This is a genomic window from Ammoniphilus soli (assembly GCF_040813775.1).
The window spans coordinates 18,279-40,259 of record NZ_JBEGDL010000002.1; the positions used below are offsets into that span (position 1 = coordinate 18,279).

A 21,981-nucleotide genomic window follows, 5' to 3' on the forward strand; every position below is an offset into this window, starting at 1 on the left:
GAAATCATCGAAGATAAGAGGAAACCTTTTACATATGAAAATGTATTACTTGACTATGCCGAACCTGTCATTTTTAACAATGTAAAAGTAAGGATGAAGGAAGCTGATCTAAGATTTCCTGTTGATGCATTACGTCGTGTCCGTTTGGGCCACTTGCTGCTTTTTAGTATGGCTCAGAAGGATGCCCCATTTCTGCGACTTGTTTAACGGGTTTCTTCCATTTTGATGTCTTTATTTTGTCCTGCCATTTTAAGCATTTAGTTAACGTCTTTAATGAATAAATGGGACAATCGGGAGGATACAAATGGGAATTAAATTGGCAACTGATCTGCCTTTTGAAGAATTAAAGCCTTTTTATGAGAAATTTGGCTTTAAAGAAATTACCTTTGAGCACAAAGAAATCAACGGATATCTTGAAAAACATCCATAGTGTTTAGAAAACTAGGAAAAAAAGGTTTTAATGCTGAAACTAGGGGATACCTAAAATAGGCCATAAAAGGGAATTCTACCCACTGAGCGTTAATCCCGCTGGGGCAGCGGGAGTCTGGATTTATGCTATAATGGACGGATTGAATTTACATAACATTTGGAGGATAAAACGATTGAGTACTTATCCATTTGCATTTGACCCAACACAGCCGTTTAGTAAGCAAGCCAGCGATTGGATAGCAGATGTATTCTATGATATCTTGCCGGAAGCTGGATTTGAGGTAAGAGATGAACAGATCTATATGGCTTTTCAATTGGAACGGGCCTATAGCGGGAACGAGACGATCTTTGCCGAGGGAGGCGTCGGAACGGGAAAAACGTTCGTTTATTTGTTGTATGCGGTTCTCTATGCACGATATGCAAGAAAACCGGCCATCATTGCCTGTGCGGATGAATCCTTAATCGAGCAGCTGGTCAAGGCAGAGGGGGATATCGCTAAGCTTGCCCGTCACCTGGACCTGGTTATTGATGCCCGATTGGGCAAATCCCACGATCAGTATATTTGTTTAAATAAATTAGATGAAGCCAGATCAGGGAGCCGAGACACGGAAATGTACCGCGAGATTTATCACGGGCTGCCGGAGTTTGTTCGTTCACCGGAAACCATGCAATCTTTTCAACCCTATGGCGATCGCAAAGATTATCCCCACCTGACAGATCAGCAATGGGGGAGCTTGGGATGGGACGTTTTTCAGGATTGCTTTGTTTGCCCCCAACGCCACCGCTGTGGATTGACCCTTTCCCGGGAGCATTATCGGAAGTCGGCGGATTTGATCATTTGCTCTCATGATTTCTATATGGAACATATCTGGACGTATGAGTCGAGACAGCGCAGCGGACAGCTGCCTTTACTTCCAGCTCACAGCTCCGTGGTCTTTGACGAGGGTCATTTAGTTGAAACGGCGGCGCAGAATGCCTTGACTTACCAACTCAAGCATGGCCCGTTCGAAGCCATCGTGACGCGGTTGCTGAAGGGGGAGATCCGCGAGTCGTTTGCTGTTGTGATCGAAGAAGCGATCGAGCAAAGCGAAACCCTGTTTGCCATGCTCGATAAGTACAGCCATAAAGTTCCGGGCTCTGATCGCAAAGAAATCGTATGGACGCCGGAGCTCATGCGAGAAGTCAAACGCTTTCGCGATATGCTGACAGTGATTGAAGAAGAGCTCGTGTTGGAAAGCGGATTGTTTACGCTCGATGCCTACCAGCTCAGGATCGTAGAAGAGCATTTGGACATGATGCAGCTGGCTTTAGCGTTATTCAATCAACCCCAGCTGCTGATATCCTGGGTGAAGGAAGATCCAGACGGGATCACACTAGTCATCATGCCTAAGAAAGTGAAGGAAGTGCTGGCGGAACGCTTATTTTCCCAAAACATGCCGATTGTATTTTCTTCCGCGACGCTATCCATCCATGGAAATTTTGATCATATGGCCGAAGTGCTCGGAATTGAAAGCTATCTCTCGTTTTCCGTACCTTCTCCTTACAACTATGGGGAACAGATGAAAGTCAACATCCTCCCTGACCACCCTCAAACGGATAAAATGAAACTGACGCTGCGTCTACTGCAGCAAATTGAAGGCGGCTCCTTAATCTTGTTTGCGTCCCGGGAGGAATTAACCCAGTTCGAGCGAGACATGGCAGCCTATCCAGAATCCGCGGCCTTCCGCTTTCTTTACGAAGGCTCGGGGGAAATTAGCCATCTCATCTCGATTTTCCAAAACGATGAGGACAATATTCTCTGTGCCGTTAGCTTATGGGAGGGATTGGACATTCCTGGTCGGTCGCTTTCCCATGTACTGATCTGGTCCTTGCCGTTTCCGCCCAACGATCCCTTGTTCGCGGCTAAACGAAAGGATGCGAGCGATCCATTTGAACAGGTCGACATGCCTTACATGCTCCTTCGCTTAAGGCAAGGAATCGGACGACTAATCCGCTCACGCGAGGACCGGGGGATCGTCTCGATAATGGGGAAAGAGTTGAATCAAAAAGAGGTACGCGAGAAGGTGGAACGCGTCCTGCCTGAAGGTATAGCAGCTATATTGGAAACTGTGGAGTGAGAGGCTTGTCTTTTAAAACCACGAGGTTTACGCATAGAAATAACGGGAGTTGGGCCAGTATGGAAAACTTTAGACCGTTCATTTTGCCAGAGGATTCTCCTCCAGCCCATGCAGCGGAATGTCAGCGATGCGAGCTATCCAAGCAAAGAAAACGAGTGATATGGGGGGAGGGCAACCCCCAAGCACAGCTATTTATCCTGATGGATAATCCGGGTGCGCGAGAAGATAAGGACGGCTATCCTTTTGTCTGCGGCACCCGGGAAACCCTGCAGTTGGGCATGCTAGAGGCAGGATTGGACATTCATTCCGTCTATGTGAGCTACCTATTGAAATGCCGGCCCATAAGAGCCTATGATAAGCCGCTTGCGAGAGAAGCCTGCCTCTCCCATTTGCATTCCCAACTGGAAGAACAAAATCCCGCCCTCTTGCTTGGTTTAGGAAACATAGTCGTTCAATCTTTGTTTTCGGAGAAGGAAGATGTGAAAAGCCTCAGGGGGACCTGGCACTCTTGGCAAGAGTACCCCATTACTTTTGCCTATCATCCACTGGCCGTCCGTCGAAGGCCTGTCCTGATGAAGTATTTTGTAGAAGACTTAAGGCTTGTCGCTAAAAGACTGAAAGGCGAGTAATGGGAGATTCGCCAACTATAGCTCCATATCATGGGTTCCTTTCAGTAATTCGGTGGAATAACTCCCATTAATGGCCGTGGAACGATCAGAATGAAGAGATTGAGTTGGTTTAGTTGGCGATTTTCCACCTATTCGGTCTTTGTCTGGTTTTATTTTGGCTGTAAGTGGAGTTTTACCACCTATTTGTCGTTTGCATGAATAATAACTTTCATCACAACTTCGCCAAAAGAAAGGATCCTCGAAGCTTTTTTGTTTTTAATAGATTGTGAAAGCGCCACCAACAGGTTATGATAGAGGGCATAAGGTAAGGTGAGATTTCAAATGGCAGATAAGAAAGTAAGGATCATTATAGGGGCATTATTTGTTTCGTTTGTTTATCTTTTAGTGAATTTTGCTCTCACCGCTCAAGAAATCAAACGTTCCATTCATCAGCTAGAGGGTTCGCCCCTATCTCATCAAGAGAGGCACCATATCCTATTGATTGCGCAAGAGCTGGATAATCCCTATTGGAGAAAAATTGAGAAAGGGGCCCGGGATGCCGCTGAATTGTATGGCGTTGATTTGGAGTATACAGGTCCCTATCGGAATAATCTTGAAGATCAAATCAAATTGATAGAGAAATCGATCTTCTCCAAAGTCGACGGCATCATCGTGCAAGGCTTGAATGCTGCAGCCTTTACCCCTGTCATCAATGAGGCGCAAAACAAAGGTGTTCCCCTGATCACCGTGGATACCGACGCTCCCACGAGCAAACGCCTGAGCTATGTCGGGACGAACAACCAAGAAGCCGGAAAGCTTTTAGGGCATAAGGTCGTGCAAATGACAGCCGGTCGAGGGGATATCGGGGTCATTATGGGGGATGAGACAGCGGATAATATGAGACAAAGACTCGATGGATTCCAACAGGTGGTGGAGAAATTTGATCGGCTTCGCATCGTAAGCGTTTTGTCTTCCAACATCTCCCGCATCCAAGCCGTGCAGCAAACGGAGGCGATGTTAAGAGCCCACCCGGAGATCAATATTATGGTGGGAACGAGTGCGCTTGATGCGGTTGGAATACTACAGGCTGTCAAGACGCTGAAGAGAGAGGATATTCTCATCTTCGGATTTGATGACTTAGACGAAACCTTGCTCTCGATCGCGCAGGGCAGCATTCAGGCGACGGTCATCCAAAAACCCTATGAGATGGGGTTTGATTCCGTAAAGATGATGAACCTTTACCTGAACGGGAAGGCGATTCAGGAGATTCAATATACCCCCATTGAGATTATCGATCAAAACAACGTAAGGCTGGAGTGAAGAGGTTGAATATACGCACGAAGCTGTTTATTTTTATCCCCTTATTAGTCGTGCTATTAAATATGTTTTCCTTCTTCATTTTCCAAAGCGGGAAAACCATACAAGATAGCTACAATCTGATGATGCATCGAATCTTGCTCTATAAACAAGTTTCTGCTCAAGTACAGGAGAGTCTGCGTGACTTGAGTCGATTCCTCATTCATCAGGATCAAGAGAATTTGCAAGATCTTTACGCTCATCAATCCGCATTAGAAAATCTGAAACAGGAATTAAGTCAACAGGAACGGTTGGTTCCAACCGACCAGCCCATTCAGAACTATCTCAATATGATTGATAGCTTTCTCGAGCAGCAGGACGCCGTGATGCGGTCCATTGAGCAAAACAGCATCAGTGAATATGCGGCCTTATATGCCGAAGCTGAAAAAATGGCCCGATTCATTCAAGAAGACGGACAAGCCCTGGTGGATATCGAGCTAAGCTATTATCAACCGATCTACCAAGGGATTCTGAGAAACACTCAGTATATGAATGAATTAGGCGGATACTTGTTTGTGGTCACGACTTTACTGAGTGTGGTGTTTGCCTTTTGGATTTCTCAAAGCATCACGAAACCGATTGAGGGCCTTGTGCAAAGTGCCAAACAAATCGCAAAAGGGAATTTGGAGATTGAAGTTTCCCGTTACCAAGCAAAGGACGAAATCGGAATCCTAGAGCAAACGTTTTATCAGATGGTTCAAGATTTAAAGGATCTGATTTCGAAAAATATGAAAGCGGTTGAAAGCGCGAGGCTAGTAAAGGAGCTTGAGCTTAAAGCCCTGCAAAGCCAAATTAACCCCCATTTTTTATTTAATACCCTTAATGTCATTTCCAAACTAGCCTATATTGAAGGAGCAGAAAAAACCAGTGAACTGACGGTTTCAGCCTCCAACCTGCTGCGCTATAACCTCCGGTCGCTGGATCAACCGGTTCCTTTAGCCGATGAAATCGAACACGCCAAAGAGTACTTTGCCATTCAGAAGGCCCGCTTTCGGGATCGGGTGATTTTTCAGACCGACATCAACGAAAGTACTCTTCATCATATGCTGCCTTGCTTGACGTTACAGCCCTTATTGGAAAATGCCTTCATCCATGGGATTGAGGGAATGGAAGAAGGAGCGGTGCTTGAACTGAAAACAGAAAAGGAAAACGGGGATGTCATCCTGATGATTCGCGATAATGGAGCGGGGATGGATCCCGAAACGAAGCGAACACTTCTTGATCTCAACGAAGCCATAGCTCCGCTTCCCGCTTCAGAAAAGCCCAAGTCAACCGGACTGGGAACGCGAAATGTCTTTAAGAGACTCATGCTCTTCTACGAGGGAAAAGTCAAGATCGAAATACACAGTGAAAGAAATCAAGGAACAACGATTCTATTAAAAATGCCATATACACAAAGAGGAGACGTGAATGTACCGATTAATGATCGCAGATGACGAGGCATTGGAGAGGGAAGGGCTTGAAATGATGATCAAGCGCACCATGCCTGATCAGTTTGAATTTATTCATGCAGAAAACGGAAGAATCGCCATTCAAAAGGCCGAAGAAGATCGGCCGGACATAGTTTTCATGGATATTCGGATGCCGGGCATACAAGGCTTGGAAGCGTTGAGGGAAATTCGGTCGATTCTGCCTAACGTAAAAATGGTGCTGGTTACTGCCTATGATTACTTTGCTTATGCTCAAGAGGCCGTGCAGCTGGGTGTGAAAGATTATATCCTGAAGCCTGCCAAAAAGGAACAGATTGTGGAGACCCTCATGAAGCTTATGGACGAGCTGAAGGAGGAGAGAAAGCGGAGAAGGGAGACGCTGGAGACGAAGGAAAAAGTATCCCAGCTCTTGCCTGTAGTAGAAAATGAATTAACCCTTATGCTGATGATGGATTCGATCCAAAGTACGGCATTCGAAAATTTAGCAGATTTTCTCGAGTTTCGATTTTTGCAGGGATATGCCCTTGTATGCAGGTTTGAATGGCGAGAAAAGGATTCGCCCGCAACGATCAATGAAAAAAAGAGAGGAGTGTATGATGCGGTAAGAAATAAGGCCAAGTCAAACCTAACTTGTCTTGTCAGTCCTATTATTGAATCGCAAATGGCCCTTTTTGTGGTTGTCGATGATAAGAAGCATGCCTATTGGCATCACGTTCAAGCGATCGAGTGGGGAAACCAATTCAATCAGTTTATAGAACATAGCTTTGAGATTGCGGTTTCTGTGGGTATCGGCACCGTCAGGAGAGGCTGGGAGGGATTGCGTCAGTCGTATCAGGAAGCCCTCCTGTCTGCGGGAGAGGATTCCGCTCTAGGTCCTGTTCGCCATTGGGAGGACATCAAACAGCTAAAGCCTACAGCCAAAAGCTATACCCTTGAAGCAGAACGAACGTTGATGACGGAAAGCGCGGTCAAGAGAGCCCAAGCGATGATTGAGGAACACTATCAAGAGGATTTGACGATGGAGCATATCGCGGAACGGGTGAATTTAAGTCCCTATTACTTCAGTAAGATCTTTAAAGCCCAGGTAGGTGAGAACTTTATTGACTATCTGACGAAGATAAGGACCAATAAAGCGAAAGAATTAATGAAGGATAACCAGCTCTCCCTAAAAGAAATTTGCTACTCTGTAGGCTATAAAGACCCGAATTACTTCAGTCGGGTATTTAAAAAAGTCGTTGGCCTGACTCCCAGTGAATATCGACAAAACAACTAGGTTATAGATGTCCTTGTCTTCTGACAAGGACATTTTTGTTTTTCCAGCAAAAAAATGCTAGTTTTAGCTTCAAAAAAGTAAGGGCTTTCAACCGAAGCAAATAAATGCTGCTTCATACCAAAAGAGTACAGATGAAAGCTCCTCTACACCCCTTTAAGCCATGCTAAGATCTAATTGTAAGCGCAATCAGATATGAAATGAATAAAGGGGGATCAATTACAATGAAACATTGGATTAAAAGTCTATCCTTAGGTGCAGTCGGAATACTCCTTGCCTCTTCGTTAACAGCCTGCGGAGTCGTGTCGACAGGTGATCAAAAGACCAACGTGGCGGAAACCAGTACGGAGAAAAAAGAAGGAGATAAAGTGGTCATCGGTTTCTCTATGGATACGCTGAAGGAAGAACGCTGGCAGAAGGATAAGGAGTTGTTTGAAGCCAAGGTCAAAGAATTGGGAGCGGAAGTGAAAACCTTGGCAGCCAACGGGGACGATGCGGCACAGCTGAGTCAGGCCGAGCAATTAATTTCTCAAGGCGTGGATGTTCTTGTGGTTGTTCCGCACAATGCCGAAGCTTCCGCAGCGATCGTGGACAAAGCCCATAAGGAAGGTATCAAAGTCATCTCTTACGACCGCTTAATTAAAAATGCGGATGTCGACTATTACATTTCCTTCGATAATGTCCGCGTGGGAGAAATGCAAGCGCAAGCCATCGTGGAACGTGCGCCAAAAGGCAACTTCGTTTATATCGGAGGAGCAGATACAGATAATAACGCTCACTTGTTCCGTGAAGGGGCGATGAATGTATTGAAGCCGCTTGAGGAAAAAGGAGAGATCAAAATCGTATATGACCAATTCTCAAAGGATTGGAAGCCGGAAGAAGCCTTAAAAAATATGGAGAATGCCCTCACGGCGAATAACAACGACATTCAAGCGGTTGTTGCCGCCAATGATGGTACGGCAGGAGGCGTCATCCAAGCCTTAAATGCCCAAGGATTAGCAGGGAAAGTACCCGTATCCGGACAGGATGCGGAACTGGCGGCCGCTCAGCGCATCGTGGAGGGAACGCAATCCATGACGGTCTATAAGCCAATCAGCGCGATCGCAACGAAGGCAGCCGAGATGGCTGTATCCGTAGCAAAAGGAGAGAGTGTGGCGGCCGATAAAAAAGTGAACAATGCGAAAATCGATGTTCCTTCCATTCTTCTTGATCCGATAGCCGTAACCAAGGAGAACGTCACCGAAACCTTGATCAAGGATGGTTATCAAAAATTAGAGGATGTTTTCAAGAACGTTCCAAAGGATCAATGGCCAAAAATGTAATCAAAAAATCGGGGAGTAGGCAGCAGGCCTATTCTCCTTCTATAGAATAGGAGGTGTTGGAGATGTACGCACTGGAAATGGAGAGCATTACGAAAGAATTCCCGGGTGTCAAAGCCTTGAATCAAGTCAGCTTTAAGGTCAAAAAAGGCGAGATTCATGCGTTATGCGGCGAAAATGGAGCGGGAAAGTCGACGTTAATGAAAGTGCTCAGTGGGTTGTACCCTGCAGGTACTTATACAGGTGACATCCGAATCGAAGGGAATAAAGTGGAGTTTCATCAAATTGCAGATGCTGAGCAAGCTGGAATCACCATCATCCACCAGGAATTGGCCCTAGTTAAAGATATGACCGCGGGCGAGAACATTTTCCTTGGCGCCGAACCGACCAAATGGGGAGCTATTCAGTGGGATGAATTATACTTTGAGGCTGGAAAATGGCTCAAGGCCGTTGGCTTAAACATTAGTCCGGAAACGAAAATCAATACGCTGGGGATTGGGCAACAGCAGCTTGTCGAGATCGCCAAGGCCCTGTCCAAAAACACCCGCATCCTGATCCTGGATGAACCGACCGCCGCATTAACGGAAAGCGAGGTGGAGATTCTGATGGGCATTCTCGCGGATTTAAGATCCAGGGGAGTGTCGTGCATCTACATTTCCCATAAGATGCCTGAGGTATTTCATCTAGCCGACAGCATTACGGTGATTCGGGATGGCCAGTCGATAGCCACGCTGAACCGAAAAGACACGAATGAGGACCATGTCATTTCGCTCATGGTAGGCAGAGAATTGACAGAAAGATATCCTCGGGTACCGCATCATCCTACAGACGTGATTTTGGAAGTCAGGAACTATTCGGTATGGAATAAGGATTTCCCTGACAAAAAACTGTTAGACGATATCAATTTCTCTGTCAGGAAAGGAGAGATCCTTGGGATTGCCGGATTGATGGGAGCCGGTCGGTCTGAGCTGGTCATGAGCCTATTTGGCGCGTATGGAGGAAAGACGGAAGGCCAAGTCCTGATCGAAGGAAATTGGATTCGGATCCAATCCATCGATCAAGCCATCCGATCGGGGCTAGCCCTTGTCACCGAAGACAGAAAGCGTTTAGGGCTAGTGCTGGGCATGGATGTGAAGACCAATACCACATTATCCAACCTCAGCCAAATTAGCCCCTTCGGCGTAATTAATCAAAATGAGGAAATTAAGTGGAGCCAGAAGTATGTGAAAGAGCTGCGCACCAAAACCGCGTCATTGGAAACTCCGGTCGGTACGCTCTCGGGCGGAAATCAGCAAAAGGTGGTCCTCGCCAAGTGGCTGATGTCCAATCCCAAAGTCCTGATCCTGGATGAGCCCACCCGGGGAATCGATGTCGGAGCGAAATATGAAATCTACAATCTCATGAATCAGCTCGTGGAAAAAGGGGTAGCGATTATTATGATTTCTTCCGAGCTGCCGGAAGTACTCGGCATGAGCGATCGCATCCTGGTCATGCATGAAGGCCGATTTGTGAAAGAACTCAGCCACGAAGAAGCTACCCAAGAGAATATTATGTTCGCAGCAACAGGAGGGAAGTAATATGCAAACCAATGTTCAGAGCGTTCAAACTCCCGTGAAGGGGAACCTTTGGAAAAATGTATTCGGCAAAATGGATGTTCGCGCCTACACCATGATCGGTGCGCTGGTTTTGATTTGGCTTTTATTCGGCATGCTGAATGAAACCTTCTTGACGGCACGGAACTTATCTAACCTTTTCACCCAAATGTCGGTTACAGCTATTCTTGCTATCGGGATGGTCTTGGTCATAGTCGCAGGCCATATCGATTTATCCGTGGGATCCATTGTGGGATTAACAGGGGGGATTGCCGCGATCCTGAGCAACTGGATGGGCTTGCCTGCTGGCATGGTCATTATCGGAACGCTGGTGGCGGGCGCTTTCATTGGAGTCTTCCAAGGGTGGCTAGTAGCCTACCGGGCCATTCCAGCTTTTATTGTCACCCTAGGCGGGATGATGGTGTTTCGCGGTGCGCTGATGGGGATTACGAAATCCTCCACGATTCCCGTCTTTGATGCTTCGTTTGTCGCGTTGGGGAATGCCTACTTTACGGCAGGCTTTGGGTATATCCTTGCGCTGCTAGCCGTGGTGGCCATGGCCTGGTCGGCCATGACCAGGCGCCAATCGCGTCAAAAGTATGGCTTTGACGTACAGCCCTTGGGTGTGGATGCGATTAAAATCCTGTTCTTTAGCTTGCTGATATTTGGATTTGTCTTGACCATGAATAGCTATAAAGGGATTCCGTTTCCGATCATTTTTGTGATTGTTCTGGCCATCGCCTTTTCTTTCGTAGCGACACGCACGACCTTTGGACGCCATGTGTATGCCATTGGGGGAAATCCGGATGCCGCCCGCTTATCCGGCATCAATATCAAGCAGCGGACGATGGTGATCTTTTTGCTTATGGGCTTATTATCATCCATTGCGTCATTAGTATTGACTGCCCGATTGTCTTCGGCAACCATTTCTGCCGGGCAGATGTACGAATTAGATGCGATCGCCGCCTGCGTGATCGGGGGTACATCCCTCATAGGCGGTTCGGGCACCATCTTAGGCGCCATCATCGGAGCATTAGTAATGACCTCTCTGGATAATGGAATGTCTTTGATGGGAATGGAAACCTTCTGGCAATATATGGTGAAGGGAAGCATTCTAGTTCTAGCCGTTTGGCTAGATATTTCTAACCGAAACAAAAAAGCAGCGAAATAAACGTTTCGGGATGTTCCCCTTTCGATGATAGTGAGCAAAGAGCATGAGTCCTGACTCATGCTCTTTGCTTTATGACCATATGAAAGATAGAACAACCTAGTGGTTCAAATTCTAAAAGTTTGTTGTAGTGAAAATTTCATGAAGTAAACGGGCAGTATCGCTGAGGAAAGATGGTATAGAAAAATCGGTTAAGGAGTAGGAGAAAGGATCATTAATCTGAGTCGGAGAAAAAGGAAAGAAGAGGAAGTCACAGTATTATTAATTATTTATTAGTCTATATAAAATACTTTGTTTTTTAGGTATATTGCTTAAATTGAGACTAGACTAAACAAATTTTTTGATTTATAATACATTTTGATCAATTAACTATCTTTTTAAATTGGTCCATTTTGATTGAATTAATCCGAAGGTGTGAGTTTCTAGTTTACATATACAGCACAAGTATATTCACATCTCTCGGAATAATTAAAAAAGGAAACAGGGGGTACTTAAATGAGAAATTTTAGAAAAAAAGCAGCACAATTAGCAATGACCTCTGCTTTATTGCTTGGTCTATTAGCCGGATGCGGCGGGTCAACTGAATCCGGAGGAGGCAGCACGGAAGGTGCAAAAGATGCAGGTGGAGACGTAATTAAGATTGGTGCTAACCTGGAGCTATCCGGTGCGGTTGCTTCTTACGGTCAATCGATTGCCGAAGGACTTGACCTGGCTGTAGAAGAGATCAACAACAATGGCGGGGTAAATGGAAAGAAGCTTGAAGTGATCAAAGTGGATAATAAGTCTGAAGCGGCTGAGGCAACCAATGCGGCCATCAAGTTGACAAGCCAAGATAAAGTAACCGCTATTATTGGGGCAGCCACAAGCGGTAATACGGTGGCTCAGGTACAGGTGGCTACGGACAATCAAACGGTTATTCTTTCCCCTTCCGGTACGAGTCCGAATGTGACCGTAGGCGAAGATGGAGCGGTTAAAGATTTCGTATTCCGTACGAGTTATATAGATCCTTTCCAAGGAACGGTTGCGGCGAATTTTGCTGCCAATGAGTTAAAAGTGAAGAATGTGGCGATATTTGCTGACAATGCCAGTGATTATGCCAAGGGGCTTGCTGCTTCTTTCAAGGAAACCTTTACGGCTGCAGGCGGAAAGATTGTAGCTGAAGAAGCTTATGTTGCGAAGGATACGGATTTCCGCGCTACCTTGACTCGAATCAAATCTGCTAATCCGGATTTCATCTTCATTCCTGGATACTATGAAGAAGTCGGTTTGATCATTAAGCAAGCTCGTGAAATGGGAATTACTGCGCCGCTTATGGGTGCAGACGGTTGGGATTCTCCGAAGCTAGTGGAGTTGGCTGGAGCGGAAGCTTTAAATAATACTTTTATTACGAACCACTATTCTTCCGAAGATCCGGATCCGAAAATTCAGCAGTTCGTAACTTCCTTTAAGACCAAGTTCAGTGATAAGTCCCCAGATGCCTTCAACGCATTGGGTTATGATTCCGTTTATCTATTAGCAGATGCCATCAAGCGCGCAGGCGATACCGATCCTGTGAAAATTAAAGATGCGATGGCTCAGACGAAGGAATTAGCTCTTGTTTCGGGTATGGTTACGTTCGATGATAAGCATAACCCGATTAAGTCGGCAACGATCCTGGAATACAAAGATGGAAAGCAAACATTTAAAACAAAGGTTAATCCTTAAGCAGGGAAAAAGGGAGGGATTCCTCCCTTTTTTTGTACTTCTAGTTACTTTCCCGACAGGAGTGAACAGACATGGAATGGATACAGCAGCTTGTTAACGGTATTTCACTCGGCAGCATTTATGCCTTGATCGCACTTGGATATACCATGGTTTACGGGATCATTAAGTTGATTAACTTTGCCCATGGTGACGTGTTTATGATTGGGGCGTTTGTAGGATTTTTTGCGATCAAAGGGCTAGGGTTAGGCTTCCTGCCGGCTTTGGCGCTGTCTATGATCGTTTGCGCTTTACTTGGTGTGATTATTGAGCGGATCGCTTATAAGCGTCTGCGCAATGCGACGCGCATCGCTGCTCTGATTACGGCAATCGGCGTTTCGTTGCTCATTGAGTATGTGACAATCTATGTCCGCGGGGCACAGCCAGAAGCCTATCCGAATGTATTTCCAGCGAAAAATTTCGATTTATTCGGAGTCTCTATCAGCAGTCAATCGGTTTTCATCCTTGCCGTTTCTCTTTCCCTAATGGTTATTTTGCAATTTATTGTCCATCGGACCAAAATTGGGAAAGCGATGCGTGCGGTTTCTTATGATGCGGAAGCTGCCCGCTTAATGGGAATCAACGTGGATAACACGATCTCCGCTACGTTTGCCATTGGATCCGCATTGGCTGGCGCAGCTGGTGTGATTTTTGGTATATATTATACGAAAATTGAACCGCTCATGGGGATTATCCCCGGCTTGAAGGCATTCGTGGCAGCGGTGCTCGGGGGGATTGGCATTATCCCGGGAGCCATGATTGGGGGCCTCTTGCTTGGTGTGGTTGAAACGGTGGTTAGTGCGGCTGGCTATTCCCTCTGGAGAGATGCGGCAGCCTTCATTATCCTGATTTTAATTCTGATCTTCAGACCGTCCGGCCTCTTTGGCAAAAATATGAGAGAGAAAGTGTAGGTGAGGCGACCAGTGAAACAGGGTAAAGGCTTTTGGGGATTTCTCATTCTTTCGGTAGTGTTTTACGGAATTATCCAATTCCTTATTTCATCTAATTTATTGAATCAATTTTATGTGAATACATTGATCTTTACAGCTATTAATATTATCTTGGCGGTCAGCCTGCACATTGTCATCGGGATCACCGGACAGTTTTCAATTGGTCATGCCGGATTTCTGGCTGTGGGGGCCTATGTTTCCGCTATTGTTACCATGAAATTGCATATGCCGTTCCCAGTGGCCCTCATTGCAGGCGGGATCATGGCCGCCCTGGCGGGATTGCTTGTAGGGATTCCCAGCTTGCGGCTTAAGGGTGATTATTTGGCGATTGCGACCCTAGGATTTGGGGAAATTATCCGGATTGTATTCCTGAATATCGATTATGTCGGCGGAGCGGCTGGTATGCAGGTGTCCCATTTCACTAATTGGACGGTCACTTTTGTATGCTTGTTGATCTCGATCCTTGTGATATCCAACTTTACGAATTCTACGCATGGACGAGCCTGCATTTCCATCCGGGAAGATGAAATTGCAGCGGATGCGATGGGGATCAATACCACGTATTACAAAGTGGCGGCCTTTACGCTGGGCTCCTTCTTTGCCGGATTGGCCGGGGGATTATACTCCCATAACTTTTATATCATTCAACCGACTAACTTTGGATTTTTAAAGTCCTTTGATATTTTGATTTTTGTTGTACTGGGTGGTTTGGGCAGTATGTCCGGGGCGGTCATCTCGGCGATTCTTCTGACCATGATTTCGACCTTCCTGCAGGATTATGCGGAAACGAGGATGATCCTCTACAGTTTAGTGCTGATTATTGTGATGCTGTACCGACCTCAGGGGCTGATGGGAACAAGGGAAATCACAGACTACTTAGGCAAATGGACCGGCGGGAAAAGGGGGGGCTCCAATGGCAACAAAACCATTGCTTAAGGTAGATGGTGCAGGAATTCAGTTTGGCGGTTTAAAAGCCGTTTCCGATGTTCATATGGAAATCCATCAGGGGGAGCTGATTGGCCTGATCGGACCCAACGGAGCCGGAAAAACGACATGCTTCAATTTGCTGACTGGCGTTTATGAGCCTACAGAGGGGGAAATCCAATTAAGCGGACAACGCTTGAACGGTTTGGATCCCTATGAAATTACGCGCAAAGGAATCAGCCGCACGTTTCAAAATATCCGATTGTTTAAGGAACTTTCCGTGCTGGACAATGTTAAGGTAGCCTACCATTCCTTAGCGAAGCACTCCATGTTCAGCTCGATTTTGCGGCTTCCTTCCCATTTCGCTGGGGAACGCGAGATGGAAGAGAAAGCGATGAATTTCCTTAAGATTTTTGAGCTGGACCAGTTAAAAGATGAAACCGCGAAAAATCTGCCTTACGGCCAGCAGCGAAGATTGGAGATTGCCCGGGCGCTGGCTGCCGGACCGAAGCTGTTGCTGCTGGACGAACCAGCAGCAGGGATGAATCCGCAGGAGACCCATCAATTGATGGAGCTGATTGCTTTTATCCGCCAAGAATTCAATCTGACAATTCTATTAATTGAGCATGATATGAATCTGGTCATGGGGATTTGTGAACGAATCTATGTATTGGATCATGGTCAGCTGATTGCCGAGGGGACTCCTGAAGTGATTCGGAACCATCCTAAGGTCGTTGAGGCTTACTTGGGAGAGGAGGTCGACCAAAACCATGCTTAAAGTCGATCACATTGATGTCTATTATGGAAACATTCACGCGCTCAAAGAGGTTTCCTTGGATGTTCAGCAAGGGGAGATCGTTACCTTGATCGGGGCCAATGGCGCAGGGAAAAGCACGTTGCTGAAGGCCTTGTCTGGTCTGCTGAAGCCTAAGAAAGGAAAGATCGAATATCTCGGCCACTCCATTACCGATAAACAAGCGCAAGCCATCGTGCGGGAGGGGATATCCCACGTTCCGGAAGGACGCAGGGTGTTTGCCAATATGTCGGTCGAAGAAAACTTGGAGCTGGGAGCGTTTCTGCGCACCGATAAGGCGGGGATTCGTCAAGACATGCAAAAGGTGTATGAGAAATTTCCTCGCTTGCATGAGCGAAGAACCCAATTATCCGGGACACTCTCGGGGGGAGAGCAGCAAATGCTGGCGATGGGCCGTGCGCTTATGGCCCGTCCCAAGCTGCTGCTTCTGGACGAGCCTTCCATGGGTCTGGCCCCTTTGCTGGTTAAAACGATCTTTCAGATTATCGAAGAAATCAATCGCGAAGGCACGACCATTTTATTAGTGGAACAAAACGCCCATATGGCTTTATCCATCGCGCACCGGGCTTACGTCATTGAGACAGGGCGAGTGATCCTTTCCGGGACAGCGGAAGAGCTGCAAGCGAGTGAGCAGGTAAAGCAAGCTTATCTTGGCGGACATTAAATAAAGCCTCCCTATGCGGGAGGTTTTTTCAATACCTTAATGGCTTCATCCAAATATTCTTGGTCGCATTCACTTTGTTTGTGGAAACACAGTAATAAAACAGTTCCATGAAAAACATCGAGTCATTCAGAGTCTAACGAGTGTGTTAAATGCCCGCAAGAACAGTTGAAGGAAGCGGCCCTAATGGAAGAGCTAATTAACTTGCAGAGAGTCAAAGGAGTTTAGGATCGGTTGATAGATGGTGAGGGTGTGTTAGTTGGAAATTCGCCAACTAATGCTTCAGATCATGACTTTTTGATGCAATTAGGTGGAAAAATGCCCACTAATGACCGTAGAACGACCAAAATGAAGGGATGAAGTTGAAATGGCTGGAGATTTACCAGCTATTCGGCCTTTATCTGGTTAAAATTTGGTTGTAAGTGGCGTTTTTCCACCTATTTCAACATGGGAAACATAGACTCGGAGTGATTCAGAAATTTTTTGCTTATATACCCAGCTTTTTACGGAGGATGCTGTCAAACTCCTGGTCGAAGAACCCAAAATAGGAATTCTTATGTTCATGGGCATCCCAAACGTTATGCCAGTGGTAGGCGAAGGCACCGGGAAAGAAATCCCGATACGAATGAATGGTTGGCTTACGCTGGAACTTCTTGTCAAACTTGCGGAAAAAGTCCTCAAACCGTTGGAATGGAGCCGCTTTGTACTTATCCTCCCGGTCGTGATGAGGCCAGAGGGGATCGAAGAAAGGGCAGGGCAGTACCAGGAGGTCGAGATCAATGTTATAATCCAATCGAAGCACTTTTCTAGGGTGGCAGCTTTTCACCCTAATGCATCTGGTCAGGAGCTTCTGCGCATTTTTGCTGTGTTGCCGAAGCTTTAGAACGGCGCTGTTGGCAAAAGGTTGGGAAGACCATTGATAGCAAAACTCACTATGAAAATTTCGGATAAGCCTGCTCATATCACGGAGAAACATGATGTCCATGTCAATGTAGATTCCGCCGTACTTGTAAAGCGCTACGAAACGAAAGAAGTCAGAACGTGCGGAGAGACTAACATTACGGTACAGCTCCGGTCTTCGTTCGAGCGGGGTGTTTCGCGCCTCAGCCTCGGGATCGAAACGTCTCACATGGAGGTAAGGAAGGTACGGAAGGAGTTGGGGATTCTTCTTATAGCCAGCATATCCGCTTTCGTTATCCAGCCACAGCCATAGCTCTGACCTCTTAAGGTCCTGTGTGGCTAGGAAGGACTTAATTGTGAAAGTTTGCTTCGCGGATATAGGGCCGTACCAATACACGTGAAACCTCTGTGGGATGGGAAGAGAGGGTTTGTCAGAACCTGGACCGAGTTTACGCAAGAATTGCAAGCATTCCTCAGTCCGGGAATAGAGCCGTTTGTCGGCGAGGAAGCGTATGTTTGCTTTCCCCAATGAATACACCCCCTTTTTCACTGTTTTCCAAACTTCATTTCTATCATTTTATCTCCCAATATATGTTATGAAGAGAAATTTAAAAGGGAACTACTCATACAATCAGAATCAGATTGAAAAATCCGAAACGCGGGCTGGAAAAGCTTAAGGATGCTTTAGGCGGGAGCGGGAAGGGGTTGGTTACCCCATTCCGCTTAACTTTGATACATTGATGCTTCTGTAATGTCGCGCTCGTAGGCAATTAAGATGACACCGAGTTCTTTTTCCATTCTTTTTATTTGCTCAAGCTGGTCCATTGTTAGAACGGCAGGGGTATATTCGCCAGGTAAGTTTATTCTTTCATCCATGATCAAACCTCCTTATTAGGGATAATTTCATCATGCCCTTATTATTGATGTAAATTACAGGAATAGATGTAAAAAGGACTCTAATCCCGCGCTTTCAAAGGATTAGAGTCCAATCTATACAATATTCATATGTAAATATACCTGCTTCATTGGAAAATATCAGTATGTATGTCAGATTTTCTTACCAATAAGATCAATAGGACAAAACTCCAGTCTAACAACTAAATGCGTTTTAGACTGGGTGTTTACAATAGATTCTATCATGAAACCCGCAAGATCAGGTGAAGCTTGAGCTAAAAACGAGTAATTTTTGACTTTCCTTATCTTTTTTCATTATTACTTTCTTTTATTATAAGCAATATACCTTTCAATCGTTTTGTGCATAGATAAATCCTCCAAGTAACGGAATCCACCGACAGCGGGGGTACAATTGGCTTCAATCATCCAAACCTTTCCATATGGTATGAAATTTTAATTGGAACGACTGTTCAATTAACTAGGAAAAGAGGAATTAGGCTGATGTTGAGTGCGTTATTCGATGAACCGAATAATCTATAGCAGGGGAATTCTGAGGAAAGGAAGGGGAAGAACGGGATGAAGCCCATGATCACCCTTTATGATATATTTGGTCCTGGATACCTCTTCAATGGAAGAGGATCGTATCAAAACAGCCGATGGCTTCCTGGTTCGATATCACAAGATTCAGGAACTGGTAGTTTAATAACTATGGCAGGGGAAACCCCTTTATTATGTCACAGGAATGTTACGAGATCTTCATGTCTATCGATTCTTAAAGATGCTGGCCTGCCCGTTGCCCAAGAGTTCTATATCTATGAAGATCAAAAAAGCTATAGTCGCTTATTGAATGCCTTACAAAAAAAGAATCAAAAGCTGATTATTAATTATGCTCATCTGCAGGGCGAATGGGATGAAAATCAATATTGGATCAAAACTGAATTATTAACCTATATAAATAATAAAAGGAACCTGGAAGATCTCGTTCCAAAACCTTACGTTCCAGAGCGTAAAATATTAACAATCCAAGAGTTTAGGAACAACCATTCTATTCCCTTTGAATTTCCGTATGTAGTCAAAGCGGCAACGGACGAACCGAATGGTGGTGGGTTAGACGTATGCATTTGTAAAAATGTTATGCATCTCCAACAAGCCAAACAGATGTTTAAATCCTGCTCTCATGTGGTGATTGAAAAATTTTTACCCATCAAAAAAAATTATTGCGTGCAGTTTGCTCAAACCTATACAGGTCGCTTGGTTTACCTTGGTACAGCGGAACAAATTATTAATGAGGAAGGCAAATACGGTGGAAATTGGATCCATGCAAAAGATCAACCACCGACGGAAGCCATCGAATTGTGTAAAGGAATCATGGAAAAGGCAGTTTCCCTTGGATATTGGGGATTTTCCGGAATCGATACCGTCATGACGGAAGATCATCGCATTTTTGTCATCGACTTGAACTTCAGACAAAATGGTTCTACCGGCGCGTTGCTCCTAAGGGATAGTATAATGGAATCATGGGGTGTATCCGTGCTGAAATTGCGCAGATGGAAAACCACATTAACTTTTAAGGAATGCAGAAATTCAGTTGAACCATTTATAGAGGGCAAAATGCTAGTGCTAATCTGTGTTTACAATCCCATGATCCCAACCGCTGACAATCCGATCTATATCTCTAGTCTTGTAGTCGGTCATTCGAAAGAGGAGATAAAGGGCATAGAAAGAGAGATGGAAAACAGTGGTTTTGAATAAATGGATGGGGGGATTCCAATCTCTCTAAGTCTAAAGGAAGTGCAGTGGTAAACTCACAGCACTTATTTTTTTTCTTAACGAGAAAGGAACACACAAAAAAAACCTAACAGGTTGAGTTTAGGACCGTTGAAGATTAGTCCTATTTTATCAATTTTCAGTACTTTTGTTACCTTCTCTTTTGAGGATCATAAAATGATGTAAGGGGGAATCAAACAACCGTAAAAGGGAGGCTATATGATGCTTGATTTTTGTGTGCATTGTGGGGAAGAACTATCGATGATAGAAAGAAACCGATGTGAATGCTTCGATTGTCGGGATAAAATATCACTAACCGCCTCAGATGACGAATTAATTCACGAATAAAAAATCAAAATATCTGCCCTCCAATCAGAAGATAACATTCCGTTCGGAGGGGAGTTATTTTTATTTGTAAAAAGTTATTTATCCCCTATTAGGGAAACATATGGATAGTATTATAAACTGGAGGATTTCAATGATAGATGTACGGTTTGCCATTCTAATCATTCTCGTATTGGTAATTACATACTGGGTTTATGTAAGAATCGGCCGAAGGAAGAAGCCGGTTTTCACTGCTGAAGAAGGAAAGAAAGTGGTCTTAATTATTGTTGATTCCCTTTTGTCTGAGCCCTTAGAGAGCCTGATGGCACAAAACCAAGCTCCAGCCTTTTCGTTTTTGAGGGAGAACGGGAGCTACACTAACCGGATGGTGAGCTCTTTTCCAACCATGTCCGTTACGATCGACAGCACCCTGCTCACAGGCAGCTACGCGGATGAACATCGTGTTCCAGGTCTTCGCTGGTTTAAAATGGACGAGAAACGGCTGATTCATTACGGGGATGGGGTCATTCCAACGATAAAAAGCGGGATCAGGCAGGTCATGAAGGATGGCCTGTTTCATCTGAATAATACGCATTTAAGCGAAAAGAAGCGCACGATCCATGAAGAATTAGCAGCTTCTAACCGTTCTACAGCTTCGATTAACGGCTTAGTCTACCGCTCGAATCATCCGAAGGATCTTGGTATTCCTTGGCCTTTTGCCGCGATACAGACAATGGCCCCGGACTATTTTGTACTGGGAAACTTTTATCGTTACTTGGTTTGCGGATTCTATTCATTCATCAGATACTACGGGGTGAATAATCAAGTTTCCATCCGGCACTTGGTTGATCTGATAAGAGGAAATCAACTTTCTTCATTTACGATGGTTTATTTGGCGGATTTGGACCATGAGTCACACAAACAGGGAGAAGTATCGAGTAAATCGGTCCTTCAGGTCGACCGTCAGCTGCAGGATGTATTGAATGCTTTCGGCAAATGGGAGAAGGCGCTTGAAAAACATATCTTCATTGTGATGGGGGACAGCGGTCTTTCTAAAATCAAAAACGATAAAGAAGAAGCGATTGTCGATTTGGACCGTACGTTCAGTACGATGAAAGTGGCTCCTTTAGGGCATTCAAGACCACATGATGAAATTGCCTTAGCTGTGAATGAAAGGATGAGTTATATCTATGCCCTGCAGGCTCATGTGAAACTGCAGGATATCGTCAATCGCTTAAAACAGGATGAGAGACTCGATACGATTAGCTGGAGAGACCAAGATTGGGTGTATGTACTGCAAGGGGGATCAGAGAAGGAGATGCGTTTCCGCAAGGGGAGAACCTTAGCGGATGAATATGACCAGCAATGGGATATTGAAGGGGAAATGGAAGTTCTTGACCTAAGGCGCGATCCTTCGGGAGCAAAGGTTACTTATGGATCCTACCCGGATGGGCTTATGCGGCTTTATGGCGCGCATTATTCCCACGAAGGAAGATTTCTTATTGTCACCACATGTCCGGGCTATGAAATGAAAGGAACAAGTTCACCCACTCATGTGGGAGGTGGATCCCACGGAGCCTTCCATGAAGTGGACAGCTTTTTTCCCATGTTTATCGCTGGTACGAAAGAAAGTCCTAAATATAACAGGCTTGTTGATCTGAAAGAGTTTATTTTGGGACTGTTAAACCCGACATAAGGTTTCACAAAACAGCTAAATA

Annotated in this window: 18 protein-coding genes; 16 read left to right on the forward strand and 2 right to left on the reverse strand. The window is 45.3% G+C overall.

Annotated elements, in window-relative coordinates; genetic code table 11:
* The first annotated feature begins 304 nt into the window (after nucleotides 1-304).
* The 14 genes from ABLT31_RS04755 to ABLT31_RS04820 all read left to right on the forward strand — a co-directional run bounded on the left by ABLT31_RS04755 (nucleotide 305) and on the right by ABLT31_RS04820 (nucleotide 16,381).
* Nucleotides 305-430, forward strand: coding sequence for a hypothetical protein (locus ABLT31_RS04755; RefSeq protein ID WP_367749369.1), 126 nt, complete (start codon nucleotides 305-307; stop codon nucleotides 428-430).
* 172 nt (nucleotides 431-602) lie between these two features.
* Nucleotides 603-2,546, forward strand: coding sequence for an ATP-dependent DNA helicase (locus ABLT31_RS04760; protein WP_367749370.1), 1,944 nt, complete (start codon nucleotides 603-605; stop codon nucleotides 2,544-2,546).
* 59 nt (nucleotides 2,547-2,605) lie between these two features.
* Nucleotides 2,606-3,175, forward strand: a complete 570-nt coding sequence (locus tag ABLT31_RS04765; protein WP_367749371.1) for a uracil-DNA glycosylase — start codon at nucleotides 2,606-2,608, stop codon at nucleotides 3,173-3,175.
* 321 nt (nucleotides 3,176-3,496) lie between these two features.
* Nucleotides 3,497-4,474 carry a sugar-binding protein gene (locus ABLT31_RS04770; RefSeq protein ID WP_367749372.1) on the forward strand — a complete coding sequence of 326 codons (978 nt, stop codon included), beginning with the start codon at nucleotides 3,497-3,499 and terminating at the stop codon, nucleotides 4,472-4,474.
* A complete protein-coding gene (locus ABLT31_RS04775; RefSeq protein ID WP_367749373.1) occupies nucleotides 4,471-5,946 on the forward strand; it encodes a sensor histidine kinase in 1,476 nt (491 codons plus the stop codon). Before ABLT31_RS04770 ends, ABLT31_RS04775 begins: the two co-directional genes overlap by 4 nt.
* Nucleotides 5,921-7,213: a response regulator gene (locus tag ABLT31_RS04780; RefSeq protein WP_367749374.1), complete on the forward strand. Its 1,293-nt coding sequence runs from the start codon at nucleotides 5,921-5,923 to the stop codon at nucleotides 7,211-7,213. The genes ABLT31_RS04775 and ABLT31_RS04780 overlap by 26 nt, the downstream gene beginning before the upstream one ends.
* Nucleotides 7,214-7,434: 221 nt before the next feature.
* Complete coding sequence (gene xylF / locus ABLT31_RS04785) at nucleotides 7,435-8,532, forward strand: D-xylose ABC transporter substrate-binding protein (RefSeq protein ID WP_367749375.1); 1,098 nt, start codon at nucleotides 7,435-7,437, stop codon at nucleotides 8,530-8,532.
* A gap of 62 nt (nucleotides 8,533-8,594) precedes the next feature.
* Nucleotides 8,595-10,106, forward strand: a complete 1,512-nt coding sequence (locus tag ABLT31_RS04790) for a xylose ABC transporter ATP-binding protein (RefSeq protein ID WP_367749376.1) — start codon at nucleotides 8,595-8,597, stop codon at nucleotides 10,104-10,106.
* Between the two features lies 1 nt (nucleotide 10,107).
* Nucleotides 10,108-11,292 (forward strand): sugar ABC transporter permease, encoded by a 1,185-nt coding sequence (locus ABLT31_RS04795; RefSeq protein WP_367749377.1) that lies wholly within the window; start codon nucleotides 10,108-10,110, stop codon nucleotides 11,290-11,292.
* A gap of 492 nt (nucleotides 11,293-11,784) precedes the next feature.
* Nucleotides 11,785-12,993, forward strand: coding sequence for an ABC transporter substrate-binding protein (locus ABLT31_RS04800; RefSeq protein WP_367749378.1), 1,209 nt, complete (start codon nucleotides 11,785-11,787; stop codon nucleotides 12,991-12,993).
* Nucleotides 12,994-13,064: 71 nt separating this feature from the next.
* Nucleotides 13,065-13,940, forward strand: coding sequence for a branched-chain amino acid ABC transporter permease (locus ABLT31_RS04805; protein ID WP_367749379.1), 876 nt, complete (start codon nucleotides 13,065-13,067; stop codon nucleotides 13,938-13,940).
* Between the two features lie 12 nt (nucleotides 13,941-13,952).
* Nucleotides 13,953-14,915, forward strand: a complete 963-nt coding sequence (locus tag ABLT31_RS04810) for a branched-chain amino acid ABC transporter permease (RefSeq protein ID WP_367749380.1) — start codon at nucleotides 13,953-13,955, stop codon at nucleotides 14,913-14,915.
* A complete protein-coding gene (locus ABLT31_RS04815) occupies nucleotides 14,893-15,681 on the forward strand; it encodes an ABC transporter ATP-binding protein (protein WP_367749381.1) in 789 nt (262 codons plus the stop codon). Before ABLT31_RS04810 ends, ABLT31_RS04815 begins: the two co-directional genes overlap by 23 nt.
* Complete coding sequence (locus tag ABLT31_RS04820; RefSeq protein WP_367749382.1) at nucleotides 15,674-16,381, forward strand: ABC transporter ATP-binding protein; 708 nt, start codon at nucleotides 15,674-15,676, stop codon at nucleotides 16,379-16,381. Before ABLT31_RS04815 ends, ABLT31_RS04820 begins: the two co-directional genes overlap by 8 nt.
* A 484-nt stretch (nucleotides 16,382-16,865) precedes the next feature.
* Here the strand turns inward: ABLT31_RS04820 and ABLT31_RS04825 are convergent, their stop codons facing one another.
* Complete coding sequence (locus tag ABLT31_RS04825; protein WP_367749383.1) at nucleotides 16,866-17,807, reverse strand: glycosyltransferase; 942 nt, start codon at nucleotides 17,805-17,807, stop codon at nucleotides 16,866-16,868.
* 194 nt (nucleotides 17,808-18,001) lie between these two features.
* Nucleotides 18,002-18,154, reverse strand: a complete 153-nt coding sequence (locus ABLT31_RS04830) for a hypothetical protein (protein WP_367749384.1) — start codon at nucleotides 18,152-18,154, stop codon at nucleotides 18,002-18,004.
* 594 nt (nucleotides 18,155-18,748) lie between these two features.
* On the opposite strand from ABLT31_RS04830, the gene ABLT31_RS04835 reads away from it, so the two are divergent.
* Both ABLT31_RS04835 and ABLT31_RS04840 read left to right on the forward strand, forming a co-directional pair.
* The gene (locus tag ABLT31_RS04835; RefSeq protein ID WP_367749385.1) at nucleotides 18,749-19,924 is read left to right on the forward strand and encodes an ATP-grasp domain-containing protein; all 1,176 of its coding nucleotides are present in this window, start codon (nucleotides 18,749-18,751) and stop codon (nucleotides 19,922-19,924) included.
* A 493-nt stretch (nucleotides 19,925-20,417) separates the two neighbouring features.
* Complete coding sequence (locus ABLT31_RS04840; protein ID WP_367749386.1) at nucleotides 20,418-21,959, forward strand: alkaline phosphatase family protein; 1,542 nt, start codon at nucleotides 20,418-20,420, stop codon at nucleotides 21,957-21,959.
* The last annotated feature ends 22 nt before the right edge of the window (nucleotides 21,960-21,981 follow it).